Raw genomic sequence first — 18171 nt, 5'->3', positions numbered from 1 at the left:
AGGAAAGATTATGAATACAAAGAAAAAACGCACTTTGCTAAATATTTTAATAGCATCATCGGTATTAAGTTTTCTGCCTACTCTAGGCTTAATTTCATGTGAAAATGAGCAAGATAAAGAAAAGCGTTTAGTTAAAGAAGCCCTTACTAAATTAGAAGGTTTATTAAAAAATGTTGAAAATGAAAATAAAACAAATTTCAAAAGCAAGGCCTATATCGAATCAAAAAATGAAATTAAAAAAATTAAAGAATTGCTTGAAGATAATAACATTAGTAACATTGAACTAAAAAAAGCAAAAACTAAATTATCTCAACTAAACAATCAAATTTCTAGTGAACTAGAAAATATTCGCAAAATTAACGAAGAAAACGATGGTAAACCAAAAATTGATAGCACTCTTAAATATTCTGATGAACAATTTTTAGCTGATTTTAATAGATTAACTAGTTCCCAAGATATTGAGACTAATTTTGTTTTATCTTTTGAAAATCTCTTCCCTTATCATGAAAAAAAGCAAATCTTTCCTAGTCAACTTCAAAAACAATATGCATCACTGGTTATAAAAGCCAAAGATGATGCGATAAACAAAAAAATTGAATTTAGTGTCTTTAATATTGATTTGGCAGATAAGGCCAACACCACTGGCGAAGCTGAAATTAGACTTGTATTTAGAAACAAAGCAACTAACACGCAAAAAAATTACAAATTTAAACTATCAGGTTTAAACAAAAATAATTTCAATGTTGATAGTGAAGGTAATAGACCTAATGGAAGAGTTTCTGATGAAAAAATTGAAGAAAGTGAAATTCAAAAATATCAAAAATTAAGTCAATATGATCGTTATAAAAAAGATAACAATGAATATGTAGAAAGACTGAAAGATAATTATAAGAAAAACGGTATTAATAATTTAAAAGATTTCAGAGCTTCCCTAAATATAAGCGATGCAAAGAAAAAAGAATTTGATCAAAAAGCGCAAGAATTAAAATTAGATACCTATGAAAATTCCGCCTACAAAGGTTTCAGTGTCCCTACATACAAACAAGATGGCACATTAGATGGATTGGAATTAAATGGTGTTGAGGTTGGTAAGCAACCTAGTTTAATTGATTCATTAGGAAAACCAGATATCTTTAAAACCATCGGTGTCGCAAGAACAATCATTAACGAACAGTATCTAAAAATAGCTAAACAAACATTTTCAATTTCAATAAGTAATTACAAAACTTATGAAAAAGAAATTTCTGAATCTAATGATTTAATTAAATTCTGACAAGATGAAAAAAATGAAGAAACCTTCAAGAAAAAAATTCAAGAAAAAATTGCTCAGCTAAAAGAAGATAAAAAACAAGTTGAAGCAGATTGAGATAAAAAAATAAAAGAAAATACTGATGAACATCTTGTGGAAAGTCTTAACAAGCAAAAAACACAAAGTCTTAAAGAATATGATGATAGAATAACTCATTTCGAAAAACATACAAGACCGGCAGAAATTAAGGAATTAGAGCAAAAAATTAATGAATACAAAAAACGTGCTGAATCAAAGAAGGAAAATAATGTTGAATCTGGTACTATGTGAATTCTAGACTTTCAACCAGATAGCACAGGAAAATATCCAACTAAATGATATTTTGGAACAAATGCCCACGTTGCAAGGGCTATAACTAAGGATTTAAGTGGATTCTCATTAACAAGAATTAATAAAGACATTCATAGCGGAGCAAAACTAAGAATATCAGATATGGATGACAATATCACAACTTTTGGAACTCAAAATAAAGATGCAATTAGAACCATTTTTAATGCAACTGACTACCTAAGCACTCATCCAACTGATTTTTTATCAGAACGTCAAAAGAAAATTTATGAAGGTGTTGAAGAATTTGCTGATTTTGCTGTTATTGAAATTGACTTTGAAAAAATTAAAGATTTTTCCGCATCCTCTAATTCAGCAACCTTAACTGAAGCTTTAAAGGCTAAAAAAGATTTCAATCTAGCTAAAGAAGTTACAAATGATTATGCAAATGATAAAAAATCTCATATCAAATTTAGAAGCAAATCATATCTTGTGGATTATCAAGCAATAGATTATCCGTTAAGTGGAAAGATTCCACCTAGTCTTGATCATTTATTTGCCGTTGGATGGCCAAGCGCCCGTGAAGATTTCTATTTAAAAGCATACATCGATGATGATCAAAGAGAAAGAGCAAAGTTTGGTTATTCATTTAGTTTATGATTTAATGCTAATTATGACTTTTATGATGCAAAATTAACCAATTCTGAAAACGGGCCATCTTCATTCCCTAGCGATGTGCTAAATAGAGGAAATTATTTATCATATCAAATTGGTTATCGTTCATTCGCTGACAAACCTGGGGTTTTAGATTCTTTTATTAGTGCGCCAATCAATGGTGATAAATTATTTGAATATGAAAATAAGAAATATATCAGCATGAGCCTTAACTATCTACCAAGAAGATGAGCACCAGCTGGCGGATCATCTGGTTCATCAATTAGAAACCAAAATAATGAATTAGTCGCTATTCACCATACAACCAATCAATTTGCAAGAACTGGGCTTGCTCTTGCGTTTAGATCAGAAGGTTTTGATTATCAAGGTTTATTCGGAAAATATAATCTTCCAGAATATGACTTAATTTATGGTGGTGGCAAGAATCAAACAAAATCATATAGACAAGCTCTAAAAAATCTTTATCCAAATCTACAAAAAACCAACCTATTTACAAACGGATTAGGTGATGAGAATATTCCAGAGCAATTTAAATTTAAGAAAGGAACCACAAGATAATGCAAAATTCCACAGTCAAAGAAAATCGCATATATGATGACTTTGAGTCATTATTCAATAATAAGCGAAAAAATCTGTTAGTATCAATCTTGAAAATTACTATCATTTCCTTGTTTATTTTTTTATCAGGATTAATCTTATTTTTTGCCCCCATAACAATTTTTTCAACAAAACTTTTCGCTCCTTTTACAAATACCCCTGAATACTTCCTAAACTTTTCAAGTTTATCATTGGAACGTATTAATTACCTTGCTATATTCAGAATTTCACTATTAATTAGTATCTTTTTATACACAATTAGCAAAAACTTTTCTAATATCTTCACCCATAAAGAATCGGCTAAAAAATATATACCTTGATTTATCATATATTCAACCCTATCAATTATTTCTGTAATATTGTTATTTACGATGTTTAATGAAAAAACACTAAGTTACTACTATTTATCATTCTTATCAGTTATATTATTAATTGTCGATGTTGCCTATGCAATTTATACATACAAATTAAAGAAAAAAACTAATCCTTTATTTTATAAAAACAAAAAAACTCTTATTATTTCAATTATTTCTCGATCAATTTTAGTCATAGGATTTATGGCTACGATATCAGCATGAATATTCACCATCGAAAAAGATGAGCAAAAATTTGATTTTCTAGATAATAATCCTGTACATCAATTCTTTATAAGTTTATTTTCACAAAAAAGTGGAATTAATCTATTTTACTTAATTCTAATTTTTGTCACATTAGGAGTGCTAATATTTGGAATTAATATCGAAAGAATTTTATGAACTGCATCAAAACAACAAAAAAATAATGAATCTAGAGAAAGACTACTTCTTTATATTGGTTTTGCCTTTACTACTGTAATTTGATTTATTCGTGCACTATTTTATAAAACAAGTTCAAATGTCATTGATGCTGAAAAACCATCAAGAAATTATATTTATCTTATTGGCTTAATATTTATTGTCCTATTTTTTATTAGTTATGTCCTAGTAAGTTTTCTAAAACCACTAAAAATTAAAGGAGTTTTATTAAATACAATTTTTACCGGCTTTATTTTTACACTAATTTGAATAATAACCGCAATTGTAAGTTTAAAAAATCAAGAAATTATTGTCACAAATATTACTCTTTTATTTTCTTCAATATTCAGCATTATAATATTAATGCTTTATAAATACAGAACTTCAAATGAACCTATATATGTTTCAATAATATTGAAGAGTTTAGTTTTATTAGTAATATTTACCCTAATAATTAACGGTTTAAATGCATTACTACTTTCAAATAATAACCAATCATTCTATAATATTCCTTCAAAACTTTCGCTGGACCAAATTTTTGTAATCACTACTTTAAGTTTTGCTGTTTTATTTAACATATCAACTGTTATAAATCTAATTTGAACTCTAACAGTAATTACAAAGAAAAATAATGTCATAAACCAAGGAGTTTCAAATGAAGTTAAGTAGGAAAGAGCAAAATATTTTAAAAGCCGTACAAAATGATTTAGAAGTATTTAATTATGATTTCATGCAACTAAAGAAACAACCTAACTTTATCTCCTTCGATAAATTAATGTCAACAATTCAATTAAAAGCTCAAACAAAATCAAAGGATATGGATGTTAAAAAATTGTTTAATTATCTAAAACAGGCTCAAAATAAAAAATATGAAATTATTTTGGATGAATTTGTTTTATCTTATAAATTGGACGAAAGATTGAATAATTACTACCTAGTACCATTTATAAAGCAATTTCCATCAACAAATATTGAATCAATTAATCTAAGAACTGAAACTAATCTATTTAAATCAAAAATAGCGCTTTACTTCAATGAAGAGATAAAGCAATTATTAAATAAGAATTTCTTTGTTGAAATTATTGAAAATATTATCGTTAAAACAGATAATGAATCTAATTTATTAAACATATTTTACAACGAAAAAAGTATTATAGGATGATAGTATGCATTTAAAAAAATGAGAAGAAAAATTACAAAACCTTGAAGGAATATTGACAAAGGTAAATAATTCCAAAAATATTCTTTTGATTGAGATAATGAAGCTTACGAGGAAGCTAAAATTCAATATTTCTAATGCATTGCTAAATATCAACTTAATCAATGCTATTAAGGAAAAATACACAATAAAAAATAAGTTAATTAATGATTCTGAAAATAATAATAAAACTATTCAAAAATTACGTAATATATTTAAAAAACGATCAGTACTTTGGATTTATTTGACCGAGAACCAAAAATACTCAACAGATTCATATAGTAGATATGAAAAAAAGCTACTTACAAATGTAAATCCTAAACACGATGATTTTATAACAATTGGCCAAAGAGCTAGTGAATTTTGCAATCAAAACAAGTTTAACGTAATAAAATCCTTTGGTGAAGAAGAAAAACAGGCTACCAATCTTACTTGAAGAGTTAGTCAATTAGTTAAGACCTTATATATAGATAATAACTATTCAAAAGTTAATTTTGTTCTTAATACCAACAAAAATTATAACGGGCACTTTACAGTTCTTCCTATTGATGAATTCAACATTAATAAACTAGTAAATGAAGTTGATAAACAAAATTCAGTTGGTGATATTTCTGGTTACAAAATTTATCCCGGTATTGAGGATTTTGTTGAAAATGAAATAAACATCATTTTAGAAAATGCTATATATTCATTGTTAATTGAGTCATTTTTCTACAATGCCAAAAATGACCTTGTTACAACCAATAAAATTATTAATCAAATTGAAGAAGATATTGCAAAGGTTAAGAAAAAAATAATTCGTACTAAACGCGAAAAGGAAATTGAAGAAATTGTTTTATTAACAAAAGCAAACGAAGGTTTTGGGGGTATTAAATAATGATTAATAATAATTCATTTAAAATTAATATTCACTTCATTGGTAATAAACATCTATCAATCAGAAATGCCATATTATTTATCAATATTGATGAAGAGGATGAGTGGGGTCTTGCTAATTCGAATTCAATGATGGCATTTGAAAACACAGTTATTAAAATTAGAGACCTTGATCAAGAAAAAGAATTATTTTTATTTTTAATTAACGCAAATATAATCATCAAAGAAAACGAAATTAACATTAATTCATTTAGTAAGTTAGAATTATACAAACAAAACAATAAGATAAAATTTGATAATTTGCAAATCAAAGAAATAACAACTAAAATTAATTACTATGAATCATTGCAAAAAATTGGACTAAGTCTTGACCAATTTCTTGAAGAAAAACATTTAAAGCAAAGGCTATATATGCTAAAAATGGAGCAAAAACTAAAATTAGTCAAGGAGGAAAATTATGAAATTAAAAAATAAATTATTCTCTTTAAGTTTAATCAGTGTGATCCCGCTTCCCTCGTTAGCTCTTATTTCTGCCTACAATCGTCAAGATGAAACAAAAGAACTCAAACAAGATGCGCCTCAAAAACCCGCTGATCCAAATAAGCAAAAACCAAAAGCTCCAGAAAAACCTAGCCTAGCTCTCGACTTTGATACCTTTGCCAAATTTACAAAAGATAATGTGGAAAAAAATGTTGAAAAAATAATTGACTTTACTATTAAATATCTTGATAATGAAAAAGGAAAATTGTTGAAAGATTTAGACAAGGATTTTAAACCTAATTTAGAAAAACTCATCTACATCCAAGTCCTACAACAGTATCTTGAAAAAAACAAAGATGCATTAAAAACTAAGCATATGAATAACCTTGGTTTCACAATTGTTTTTCCATATGTAATGTCAACTAATAAAAATTACATTCCATCTGTAGTTGAATACGAAGGGCAAAAATTTGATAACATAAAGGTCGGAAAAACTAAAGAAACTAACTATGAAGAACAAATTAAGCCAAATGGAAAAATTACAAAAGATAAAGAACAACTTAATACAATTACCAAACAAAGACTTGATAAATTAATAAAGGATTACTTTGGTGCGTTGCAAAAGCAACTTCCAAACATGCTTTTTGACAAGGTAGACATTCCTAAAATAGGAGAACAAATTAATATTAAATTCGGCACCTTCAAAGAAAAAGAAAATACAATTAATGGTTTTAGTTTTACTCAGCCCAAAGACTTTGCATCATGAGAAGATTACATTGTTTCGAAATTACATAAGAAATTTGTTAAATTTGATCTTGATCAGAATAAAAAATTCATTCTTGATGAACAAAAAAATAAAAAAGAAGATGAACCAATAAGAAAACCGCCAATAATTCCCGGGGATAAACAACAAAAAGAAATTGATACCCAAGAGCAAATTCAAGCTCTTCCTTCGCTAATACCTAATGTTTCTTCAATTTACACATCTAAAACAGCAAACAATCTAAAAACGTTTTTTGATAGTTCAAAAGCAGAAGAAAAAGAAAAGATATTCTTTTTTGATAATGCCATTAACACTAGATTTAAATATAGCGTAATTAATCTAAAAAGTGAAGGTGGAAATTCATTATCAGCAACAGTGAGAATTAGTGATAGAGTAGATCCTAAAAAGAGTCGTGATTATGTAATTAAAATAAATATTGATACTTCTCCGGAACAAGAATCACTTAATTACGCATATGAAGAAATAATTAAAGAAAATAAACAACTATTTAGCAAAATATTTACCGCTTTGGGAATTGATGACAAAATAAACTATAATGATTTAAGAAATGATACGCTACGTAGCGTTTTATATAATATGGTTGGTACAGGAGTTTTAATCACTAATAAAGAATCGTATGTAAATGCTGCTAACGATATAATCACAAAAGCTGCTGAAAATCTCTTAAAAAACGAAAATAACAAATCTGTTATCGAAGCCGACATTAAAAACTCAAATTATCTATTATTAACTAGTTTATTTTCTTCAACAATCAATGGTGTAGATTATTTTAGTAGTCTTGCTAACTCTCTTAAAGCTGTTTTAATACAATTTGAAGAAATAATTAAGATAAATAAAGACATTATTAAGAAAAACTTTGCTCAAAATGGATTTGATTTAAATTTAATAAATCAATATTATGACCTTATAAATAAACAAATATCTCGTTTAATTTCTTCAACTGGTTCAAGAACTATTAATATTTTTAGCTGATATGATAATTACACTAAACAAGTCAAAAACATTATTGAAAGATTTGATATTCTTGCTGCTTTAATCGATAATAAAAAACCAGATAAAAAAGAGGACAAAGAAAAATTTACAAATTCATATCTAAAAGCAGAAATTCAAATTAAAGATAATAATCTAGAAGGAAAGAAAGCTTTAAACCAAGCTGGTTATGCAATATTTGCAATTAGTGCATTATTAACAATAATTGCAATTACCTTTATTGCTATAAAAAGCAAAAAACTCGGTACTATAAAATTAAAAAAACTTTCAATTTCAGTAATCGGCATAATCTTGTTTGTTCTTGTTCTTTCTATTGTAATGTCAATAATCTAATTCAAAATAGAGTTTTTAATAAGAAATTGTTACACAATTATTAAAACTCTATTTTTTTTTTTTTTTAAAAAAAAAAGCAAAATTAACCAGGCTAAATTTTCAAAAAAGCTAGTAAATTTCACATTTCAATAGCAAAATAAGTTCAAATTTGATGCCCAATTTATAACCCTGCCCAATGTTCATAACCCGAAATTCAAAAAAAAAAAAAAAACATTATTATATTAGTAAAAAAATTAAATACCAAAACATAAGAAAAGGTTTAAATATGACTGAAAACAAACATGAAATTAAAACAAAAAAGAAAAAAACACCTAGAGTTTTACTAGGAGCAGAACTAGCGATAGCAGCAACATTAGCAACTGGCGCCATAATAACAGCATACCTAGTTAGCAATAACCAAAATAAGTTAGAAATAAACAAACAAAAAATAACTAGTAACTCAGCTTCATTTATACTAAAAAACTATAAAAATTATGAAAACACCGAATTTACAGCAAGAATCTTTCCCGAAAATAATCCAAAAGCTTTTCTTGAAAAGAAATACATTATAAACAAAAATAATGAAACTATTTCTTGGGGCGAGAAAAGAAACGAAGCTCCTTTAGAATCTAGCACTGATTATGAATTTCAAATAATTTTTAAAAATAAACCTATTTTAAGCCATAAATTCAAGACATTAAACAATATAACTGAACTTAATAAGAAAGCAATAGAACAAGAAAGAACAAATAAACTATTAAAAGAAGCGCAAAAAATTAAAGAAGATTTAGAAAGAAAACTCTTAGATTCACTTACAAAAAACCAGGAATTAAAAAAACAGAATGAAAATCTAAAAAAAGATAAAGACTCACCAAAAACAAATCCTTCTATTGATTCAAAAAAACTAAGCGCAATAATCAAAGAACTTCAAATGGCAATTATTGAATTAAAGCAAGCTGACCATAACCAAAAAAATGCGACAGAAAAATCATATGAGGCTAACCAAAATTTAGTCCAAAAACAAAACGAAATTTCTTTAATAAACAAAGATCTTGAAGAAGCAAAAAATAAAAAAGAACTAATAAATAATCAAAAACAAAATGCCGATAAAAATCTAGAAAGAATTAACAACATAATTAGCCAAAAAGAATCTGAAATTCAGGCACAAACTAATGTTAGAAATCAACTAGAAGCACAAAAAAATGACAATCAAGAGAAAATCAATAAACTACAAGAAAAGATCAAACAAACCGATCATCTTTTAGCACAAAAACAAAGTGAAATTTCAACTAAAAACAATGAATTAATAGAGGCAAATAAAGAACTAGCACAAGCTCAGGAAGCCCTAAATAATTCAATGCAAAATTTAGATAATATTAATCAGACAATCATAGACCTCGAAAAACAAAGAAAAAATCTTGAGGCAAATTTATTACAAAATAACAACAGTTTTCAAGAACAAACCAACAAAATCGATCAAATAACAATGCAACTGCACTCTGCTATTGATGAATTAAAAAAAGAGAATGAGAATCAAAAAAATAAAGTAGAAAAAGCTGAACAAGCAAAGCAAAACCTGCTAGAAAAGCAAGGCGAAATTTCACTAAAAAACAAGGAATTAGAACTTACACAAAAACAAAAAGAAACTCTCGAAACTCAGAAACAAAGTGTGCAACAACTTCTTGATAAAATTAGTTTAGATATAGGCAAAAAAGAAAAAGAAATTCTAGATAAAACCGATGTAAAAAAACAATTAATGGTTGAACAAAATAAAGCACAACAAGAAGTTACAAAAGCAAATGAAAAGCTAGCACAAGCAACACAATCACTAAATCAAAAAGCAAGTGAAATTTCGACTAAAAATAATGAATTAATAGAGGCAAATAAAGAACTAGTACAAGCTCAGGAAGCACAAAAATCAACAAAGCAAAGCCTAGAAAACACAAACAGACAATTAAAAGAACTAGAAACTAAAAAAGAAGAGGCTGATACAAACCTTTTAAATATCAACAATAATTTACAAGAGGAATCAATCAAAATTTTGCAATTAGCAAATGATTTACAAAGTGCGATTGATGCATTAAAAAAGGCAAATGAGTCTCAAAAGAGTGCAATAGAAAAAGCAAAGCAAGCTAAGCAAAAACTTTCGCAGAATCAAAATGATATTGCTCTAAAAAATAAGGAATTGCAACAACAAAATAATCTAAAGAGTTCACTACAACAAGAAAAAGCAAAGCTAGAACAAGGCCTACAAAAATACACGGAAGAAATAAAACAAAAAACTGCTTCCAAAACTACCAAATCACAAGAAAAAAACAAAGCTTCAAGTGCATTAGATACAAGTAAACAAAAAATCACAGAAACTGAGAATAAATTAGATGAAACTAACAACTCAATTAAAGATAAATCAGTTGCTGTATCTAAAAAAGAAAAAGAATTAGAAATAGAAGAAACTAATTTATCAAATCTACAACGTTTAGAACAATATAATATGCAAGTGTTACAAGAAAAGAACACCGAATTAGATGGAATTAGTCAAATTTTAGCTCAGGCAACTAATGAATTTAGAAAAGCGGAAAAAGAAAAAAAATCAGCATTTGAAACCGCAAAAGTAGAAAATAATAACTACGAAAATGTAAAAAATGAATATGATAAGTTAATAGAACAAAATAAAAAATATCAGATAGACTTTGATAATGAAATAAAAAAACTTGAAAAAGAAATAGAAAAACAATATGCCCAAATATTTGAGGCGCTAACGAAAGAAACAGAAGGAGATTTAGAATCTGAACGCAAACATGATGAGCCAATAACATATGGTGGTGCGTCAATTATAAAAAAAATAGAAAAAGAAATAAGAGAATTAGAAGAGGAGAAAAACGATTATTATAATGATGACATATTGCGCCTTAATTCTAAATTAGAATCCTATGAGCAAAAATATAATGATGCCCAAAGGGTATTAGAAGAAAAAACAAAAATACTTGCCGAAAAAACTAAAGAAAAAGATAATGTTCAACAAGAATACAACAATGCTGAACGTGAAAAAAATAACGCAATGCACGAACTTGAACAAACAAAATCTTCTATTCAAACAAAAAATAATGAGATAGATAGGATAAAAAGAGAGTTAAATGCTGCGAAGCAAGAACTTCAGAATGCTAATGCTACAAAACAATCAAATATAGCAGAATTACAAGAAGCTAAAAAAGAATATGAAAGTAATATAAAAAACTTAAATACAAAAATTGCAGAAGAACAAAAAGCTATAGATACCTTAAATAATGTAGAAACAAATAAAAATTTATTACAACAAAAAATACAAGAAACTGAAACAAAAATAAATCAAATAGATAATGAAATTGCTAAAATCAACCTTTCATTAGCGCCATTAACTAATTCAAGCAAAACATTGCAAACAGAAAATAACGGAGCTGAAAGCGAATTGAGTCAAGCTAATAAAAATGTAACACAAAAAACTAGTGATCTTGAATTAGCAAACACTAAATTAAAAGAAGCAAACGCTAAAATTCAGGAAATTAAGAAAAATAAAGAAGAAGCAACCTTAGCAAAACTAGAAGCTGATAATAATTTAAAGGAAACTCTAAAAAATAAAAGTGGTCTCGAAACCCAACTTCAAACCACGATACAAACAATAGATGAAAAACAAAAAGAAGTAAACAAAAAAAATAATGCACATGAAATAGCAAAACTAGAAGAACAAAAAGCCCAAGCTAATAAGGAAAAAGCAGATTTTGAACATAAAATAGCAACCCAAAAACTAAATAATAAAAATCAAGAATTAAACAACATATCAAAGCAATTAAATGATGAACAACAAGTATTGCAAGATTATAAAACTACAAAACAAAATACACAACAAGAAGCTGACAAATTAGCAAGTCAAATTAGCATTGTTAATGAAAATATTAAAAATATAGAACATGCTATCAATAACTCAAATCAATCAAAAACCATAACTGAAAACACAAATGCACAAGCACAAAAGGATTTAGAAGAAGCAAATAAGAAGGTAGCAAATAAAGCTCAAAATATAGAAAATATAAACTTAAAATTACAAGCAGCAAATAAAGAAATTAAAAAAATCAAAGATACTAAAGCTAATGATGCTTCAAAATTGAAAAAAATAAATAGTGATATTCAAATGTTTTTAAACAAAAAAGAAGAAAAGGAAGCTGAGTTAAAAACTCTGACACAATCAAAGGATAAAAAAATTGCAGAAATAAATAAAATAAACAAAAATCTCGAATTCACAAGATTAGAGCAACAAAAAATTCAAAATAATAAAGATAATACAATATCATTATTAGATATTGCACAACAAAATCTAGATAACACAATTGAGCAATTAAAAAATAAAGATAACGAGTTGCAAAAAACCAAACAACAACTTAGCGAATCTCAAAGTGTCTTAAAAGAAACAACACAAGATATAAGTGAACAAGAAGAAAAACTAGAAACTATAAATAAAGATATCACAAACCTAAACCAAACTTTAGTAAGTAAAACAAAGGAAAAAGAAGAAGCAAATTTAGCAAATACAAATGCTAAAAAAGAATTAGAAAAAACAAGTCAAGAATTAGTTGAAAAATCAAAGAAACTTGAACAACTAATCAATAAACCACAAACCCATACTAATAACTAAAAAATAAAAATATCAGAAAAAAACATCAGACTCAAATTTAAATAAAAAGATTTGGGTCTTTTCTTATTTTGTATTAAAAACAATTAAATTAAGTTTTATTAATAATTTAGTATAAAAAAAGAATAAAAAAAATGGCGATCGTAGCAGGATTCGAACCTGCGACCACATGCTTAGAAGGCACGTACTCTATCCCCTGAGCTACACGACCGTTGCATATAATATTTTAGCACTAAAATAAATTTAAGAACGCTTTTTATAAAATTTATTTTTGCATTAATTATCATAATACATATAAAATGAATTTTGATATCAAAATATGAGCTTTTTATATAGGCTATTATCCTATAATAAAAGATGCAAAATTTTGATAAAATTGTAGTTAAACAATTAAATAAAATCATAAATCTATCTTAATTTAAGTTGAGTTTGTATTTTTAAATCATAAAATTGGGAAAATAAATATTTAATTTCAAATATCAAAAAATTTTGTTTTTGTATAGAGCAACACAAACTTATAAATTTTTCAAAATCAATAAGTTTTTATAAAAAACTAATTAAATTAATCTATTTCACATCTTTGCATAAGTAAATCAATAATTTTGATAATGAACCTTAATAAAAGCGTAAAATTTCAATATTATAGGGAATTAAGAGGGAATTAAAATATGAAGAAAAAGTTCTTATTTCTATTAGGTACACCATTACCGCTAATATCATTGAGTGCTGTTTCATGTTATAGTGATTTTGATTATTTAGACAATGGTCCTTCTAAAATTTTTAATATCAAGAAAACAAAATTTATAAATTTATCATCAAAAGATTATTCAATAAAAAATAAAAATCTAAACTTATATTTTCTTGACAATAAAATTCATCAACCATATGTTGCTATTGAGGAAATGTTAGGTGTTTTAAATGGCTTCGTTGATACTTCGCTAATTAGAAAAATACCGACTTATGACATCAATGCAACACAACTAGTTTCAAATAATCAATTAATGTATATTGACGCAGATCGTGATATTATTAGTGTTAGCAACGAAGCATTTTTTAATTTTGTTAAGCAAGGCAATTCGACTAATTACTCACGTTTCATAAGTTATGAAGGCTCAAAAATTGAAAATATTGACGACTTAAACGGACCTATCAAATTTGATCTAAGAAGTTATCACATCGATATTTTTAAAGAGGGGAGAAGAACTTTTATTCCTTTAAGTATTTTTAATACCTTATTTTGTAGTCAAAACTATTACAATCTCTACTATAATGGCGATGCGGTTTATGGTAAATTTTTTTCACTAATGGAAGATGAAAATGACGCTTACTCATATCAACAAGGTTCATGGTCGGCGGATAAAGAAACAACACAGGATCGAATTTATAATCTTGATAATCTCTTATTTACCCTTGATAATTTTTATGGACTTAAATCATATAAAAATATATCAAACTTTCAACAGTATATCACCGATATAAAAAAAGAATTATTAAGCAATAATCCCGATATATATAACAAGGCATATGCAAAATTATTCTTTAACAAATTAAATGACTTGCATACTAGAATTAATATGTTAAATATATTCACAAACAATAGCAAAAAAATCAATGATTATGCATCTCAATTATATGGAACTGAACGAAGTGAATATGCCAAAGTTAATGAATACCTTGAGCAAAAAAGAGCCATACTTGAGCAAAAAATTAAACAAGATGGTTTTATTATAAATGGTAACTTAGCATATATTATTATCGATAATTTTGAAACAGCATCTAATAATGAAATTTATGCAAAAAATATCAAAAGCGACACATTTGAATTTTTAAGAAATACATTACAAAAAATATTAAAACAAAAAAATATTAAAAATGTTGTGATTGATATTTCTAGAAATGGTGGTGGAAATATTGGAGCAATGTATCGTGCTGTTGGTTTATTAACAAATAAGGACATTGTTGTGCATAGTAAATCACTACTTTCTGGTATTATAGAAACACAAAAATATAAAATCGATGCTAACAAGGACGGCAATTATTATGATAATGATGCATTTGAAAACTTTAATTACTATATATTAACTAGCAAAAATACTTTTAGTGCTGCTAACACATTTTCAGGAATCATAAGGGAACTAAAAGTAGCCAAAATTATAGGTCAAAAATCTGGAGGAGGGACCGCGCCTGTATTGCCCTTGGTTTTAAATGATGGAACATCAATATCAACTAGTTCACCATTAAATTATTTATATAAACATCACGGATCAGAAATAAATCTAGAAGATGGTGTAAAACCAGACATTGAAATTCCATATAACAACTTTTATGATATAGACTATCTAACTAAAATTTTGCCTAAATAAATCTAAATTTAAATTGAATTTTTTTTCTTTAAACAATAAAGTAGGAATTTAAAATTCCTACTTTTAGATTTTTATTTTCTTAATTTCACTAGCGATTTTTGTATTAATAATTTTAGATAATTCTAAAATATCTGCGTCAATTATTGCCTGATATGAGCCAAACTTTTCCAATAATTTTTGTTCTATCTTAGGCCCAACACCTTTTATTTTTGTTAAGAGACTATCTGTAATTATTTTATTGTGTCTTTTATTATAAACGACCTTAGCGCTCTTATCGACATCATATTGAATTTGCGATAAAAAATTAAACACCTTAGCATCTGAAATTTTAATTTCTACGCCACTATCATTAATTAATCTTGCAAACTCGTGGTGATTATTTTTTACAAGTCCGAAAATAGGCACATTTTTATGAAATTTTTTCAAGGCCTTAATTGCAGCATTAATTTGAATCTCACCGCCATCAACAAAAATCAAATTAATATCTTCATCAATTGAATGGTCACAAAAAAACTTACTAATATTTTGAAACATATAATGGTAATCAGAATTAGCATCTTCATTTTTGCAAAGTATATAAGAACGATTAAATTTCTTAACATTAATTCCATCAACAAAAATCATCCCTCTGCCAACGACTTCTTTAGTTGCTGATTGAAACGAATTATCGAATATTGCAAACCTTGAACAATCAATATTTAATATATTTTTTAGAGATTGGAGAATATCATTGCTTTTTGTCTTATCTTTTATTTTCTTTATTTTATTGCTTAAATCATTCTTAGCATTAGCATTAGCTAAATCAAGTAATTTAGAATTTATACTATAATTCTTTTTAATAATCGAATTTCTAATTTCTTTATTAAAAGGCTGATTCTTATATTTATCATCAATAATTATTTGATCAGGAATAGGATTGTTTTTATAAAAATTTTCTATAAATTCAAATACCAATTCTTCTTCATTTTTTTCAAAATAAAATTGAAAGTCTTGGCGATTATTTAACAATGAATAACGATATTGTAAAATAGAAGCAAACAAAATATTATCATATAAATATACGCCCCATACATCAATAGATTTTTTTGTCTTTAATCTAATGTTTTGGATATTATTCTTTTCGTTTATAAAATCAAGAATTTTTTTAAGTTCTTCCGCCCTTCTAAAATCAAGTTGTAAGGAGGCGCTTCTAATTTTACTAATTAATTCTTGTTTAAATTCTTTATTAAATTTTATTATTTCCTTTGCTTTTGCGAATCTTTTATCTACCTCTACCGGAGTCATTTTTTTAATAATTAATCCTTCTTGCGTTTTTAATAAATGGACTAAATATTTAATTAATAGACGTGTTTTTTCACCATCTACAACCGGACCATAATAAATAATATCATCACGTTTTTTATATTCATTTTTAAGTTGTATATCAATTTTATTGGCTTTTTTTATAATACAAATATAAGGATAATTATTATGAGAGGGGAGCATTACATTATATTTAGGTTTATATCTATTAATACTAGCTCGTTCAAACATCAAGGCTTCCGATTCCTTATCAAAAACAGTTGTATCAAAAGAAGCAATATGTTTTAACATTGCACTAGTTTTAAATGAATTATGAACATTTTTGTCAAAATATTGTGACATCCGTGATTTTAGGTTTTTGGCTTTGCCCACATAAATAACATTGCCATCTTTATCTTTTCAAAAATAAACACCAGGTTTTGTTGAAACGCCTTTAATTAATTCTTTATCAATCATTAGCTATTTCATATTTTCTTCGAGAGTATGAATAATAATATCTAATCTTCTAAATGGATCGATATCAAAATCATTAAGGGTTATTTCATAGGCAATATCTTCAAATACACCAAACTTAGGTTTTTCGATTGTTTTATCTAACTTTAAATTAATGTACTTAATTGGCTTTTTATCTAATAAGAAATCAATATTAAATTTATAAAGTGGTTTAATATCTTTAATAATTTCTACCCCTTCAATTTTATTTTCTATAGCATGATAATAAAAAATACTATTTAATGAATTTTTTCTACCAAACGAAATTAACAAAGCATATTTTTTATCATGAATTTTAATACCTAAAACTGCATAAGGGTCAACCAAATAATTCTTAAATTTTTGGTCATCCAATATCAATGCAACATACGGATGCGAAAGATGAATTATTTTTTCAAATTCTTCATCGGAAATTTCATACAAAATAGCATTATCAACCAACGGAAATAATTCTGTTTGTTGTTCTAACGTGATAAAAGCTTTTAAATTTTGCTCATTTTCATTAGGCGAAGTTGAAAATCCCATGTCATCGGTTGCTAGATAATATTTACCAAATTCTAATTTAGTATACACATATACGTTTTCGATAATTTCGTTTGTATCAGTGGCAATAACATTGGCCTGAAATCTTTGATATTGCGGAAACATTTCTCATCTATCAATCATAAATAATTCATCCTTTGTTATTTCAAAAAGAGTGCCTTTAACTTGATGGGCAATATCTTTTTTTAATAAAAAATATGCAGTTTCATCAACACACTTAGCATAGCCATTTAATAAAGCGGGTCTTCTTACGCAATCAGGCGACAATAAATTTTTATAGAACAATTCATCTTGAATAGTTCCATATGAAAATAAATAAATTTTGTTGTCTTTTTCCATTTTTACTCCTTAAACATAAACAAATTTTAGGTAGATATTATTAATTATATTTAATATTATTTTTTTAAGCCCATTTTAGCTTGTAATATTTAAAAATTTCCTAATTTTGAGCCTCTTTTCTTTTTTTTTTTTTTTTTTATCTAAAATATTAAATTAATGTAAAAAACTATACAAAAAATATTTTATTGAGGTGTTTATGAAAAAAACA

General features: G+C 26.3%; 10 protein-coding genes and 1 tRNA gene. 8 read left to right on the top strand and 3 right to left on the bottom strand.

Annotated features, from left to right (window positions below):
* The first annotated feature begins 10 nt into the window (after window positions 1-10).
* From mip to ACWXVK_RS00890, 7 genes are all read left to right on the top strand, one after another.
* On the top strand, window positions 11-2809 hold the full coding sequence (gene mip, locus ACWXVK_RS00920) for an Ig-specific serine endopeptidase MIP (protein WP_456016954.1): 2799 nt from the start codon (window positions 11-13) through the stop codon (window positions 2807-2809).
* Complete coding sequence (locus ACWXVK_RS00915; RefSeq protein WP_456016951.1) at window positions 2809-4290, top strand: MSC_0624 family F1-like ATPase-associated membrane protein; 1482 nt, start codon at window positions 2809-2811, stop codon at window positions 4288-4290. Before mip ends, ACWXVK_RS00915 begins: the two co-directional genes overlap by 1 nt.
* A complete protein-coding gene (locus ACWXVK_RS00910; RefSeq protein WP_455966326.1) occupies window positions 4277-4786 on the top strand; it encodes an MSC_0623 family F1-like ATPase-associated protein in 510 nt (169 codons plus the stop codon). Before ACWXVK_RS00915 ends, ACWXVK_RS00910 begins: the two co-directional genes overlap by 14 nt.
* Window position 4787: 1 nt before the next feature.
* A complete protein-coding gene (locus ACWXVK_RS00905; RefSeq protein ID WP_456016949.1) occupies window positions 4788-5696 on the top strand; it encodes an MSC_0622 family F1-like ATPase gamma subunit in 909 nt (302 codons plus the stop codon).
* Window positions 5696-6169, top strand: a complete 474-nt coding sequence (locus tag ACWXVK_RS00900; protein WP_438340756.1) for an MSC_0621 family F1-like ATPase epsilon subunit — start codon at window positions 5696-5698, stop codon at window positions 6167-6169. Before ACWXVK_RS00905 ends, ACWXVK_RS00900 begins: the two co-directional genes overlap by 1 nt.
* Window positions 6153-8282: an MSC_0620 family F1-like ATPase-associated subunit gene (locus tag ACWXVK_RS00895; RefSeq protein WP_455993963.1), complete on the top strand. Its 2130-nt coding sequence runs from the start codon at window positions 6153-6155 to the stop codon at window positions 8280-8282. Before ACWXVK_RS00900 ends, ACWXVK_RS00895 begins: the two co-directional genes overlap by 17 nt.
* A 265-nt stretch (window positions 8283-8547) precedes the next feature.
* A complete protein-coding gene (locus ACWXVK_RS00890; RefSeq protein WP_456016947.1) occupies window positions 8548-12927 on the top strand; it encodes a hypothetical protein in 4380 nt (1459 codons plus the stop codon).
* 132 nt (window positions 12928-13059) lie between these two features.
* On the opposite strand, the gene ACWXVK_RS00885 is transcribed toward ACWXVK_RS00890, so the two are convergent.
* Window positions 13060-13135, bottom strand: a tRNA-Arg gene (locus ACWXVK_RS00885).
* Window positions 13136-13592: 457 nt separating this feature from the next.
* Here ACWXVK_RS00885 and ACWXVK_RS00880 point away from each other — a divergent pair.
* Window positions 13593-15287 (top strand): S41 family peptidase, encoded by a 1695-nt coding sequence (locus ACWXVK_RS00880; protein WP_456016945.1) that lies wholly within the window; start codon window positions 13593-13595, stop codon window positions 15285-15287.
* 63 nt (window positions 15288-15350) lie between these two features.
* On the opposite strand, the gene ACWXVK_RS00875 is transcribed toward ACWXVK_RS00880, so the two are convergent.
* Together ACWXVK_RS00875 and ACWXVK_RS00870 are read right to left on the bottom strand one after the other, a co-directional pair.
* On the bottom strand, window positions 15351-17045 hold the full coding sequence (locus ACWXVK_RS00875) for a GIY-YIG nuclease family protein (protein WP_456016942.1): 1695 nt from the start codon (window positions 17043-17045) through the stop codon (window positions 15351-15353).
* Window positions 17046-17048: 3 nt separating this feature from the next.
* On the bottom strand, window positions 17049-17963 hold the full coding sequence (locus ACWXVK_RS00870) for a gamma-glutamylcyclotransferase (RefSeq protein ID WP_438340751.1): 915 nt from the start codon (window positions 17961-17963) through the stop codon (window positions 17049-17051).
* Between the last annotated feature and the right edge of the window lie 208 nt (window positions 17964-18171).

The organism is Mycoplasma sp. 3398, assembly GCF_053851555.1.
This window is presented reverse-complemented; position numbering and strand designations above follow the sequence as displayed.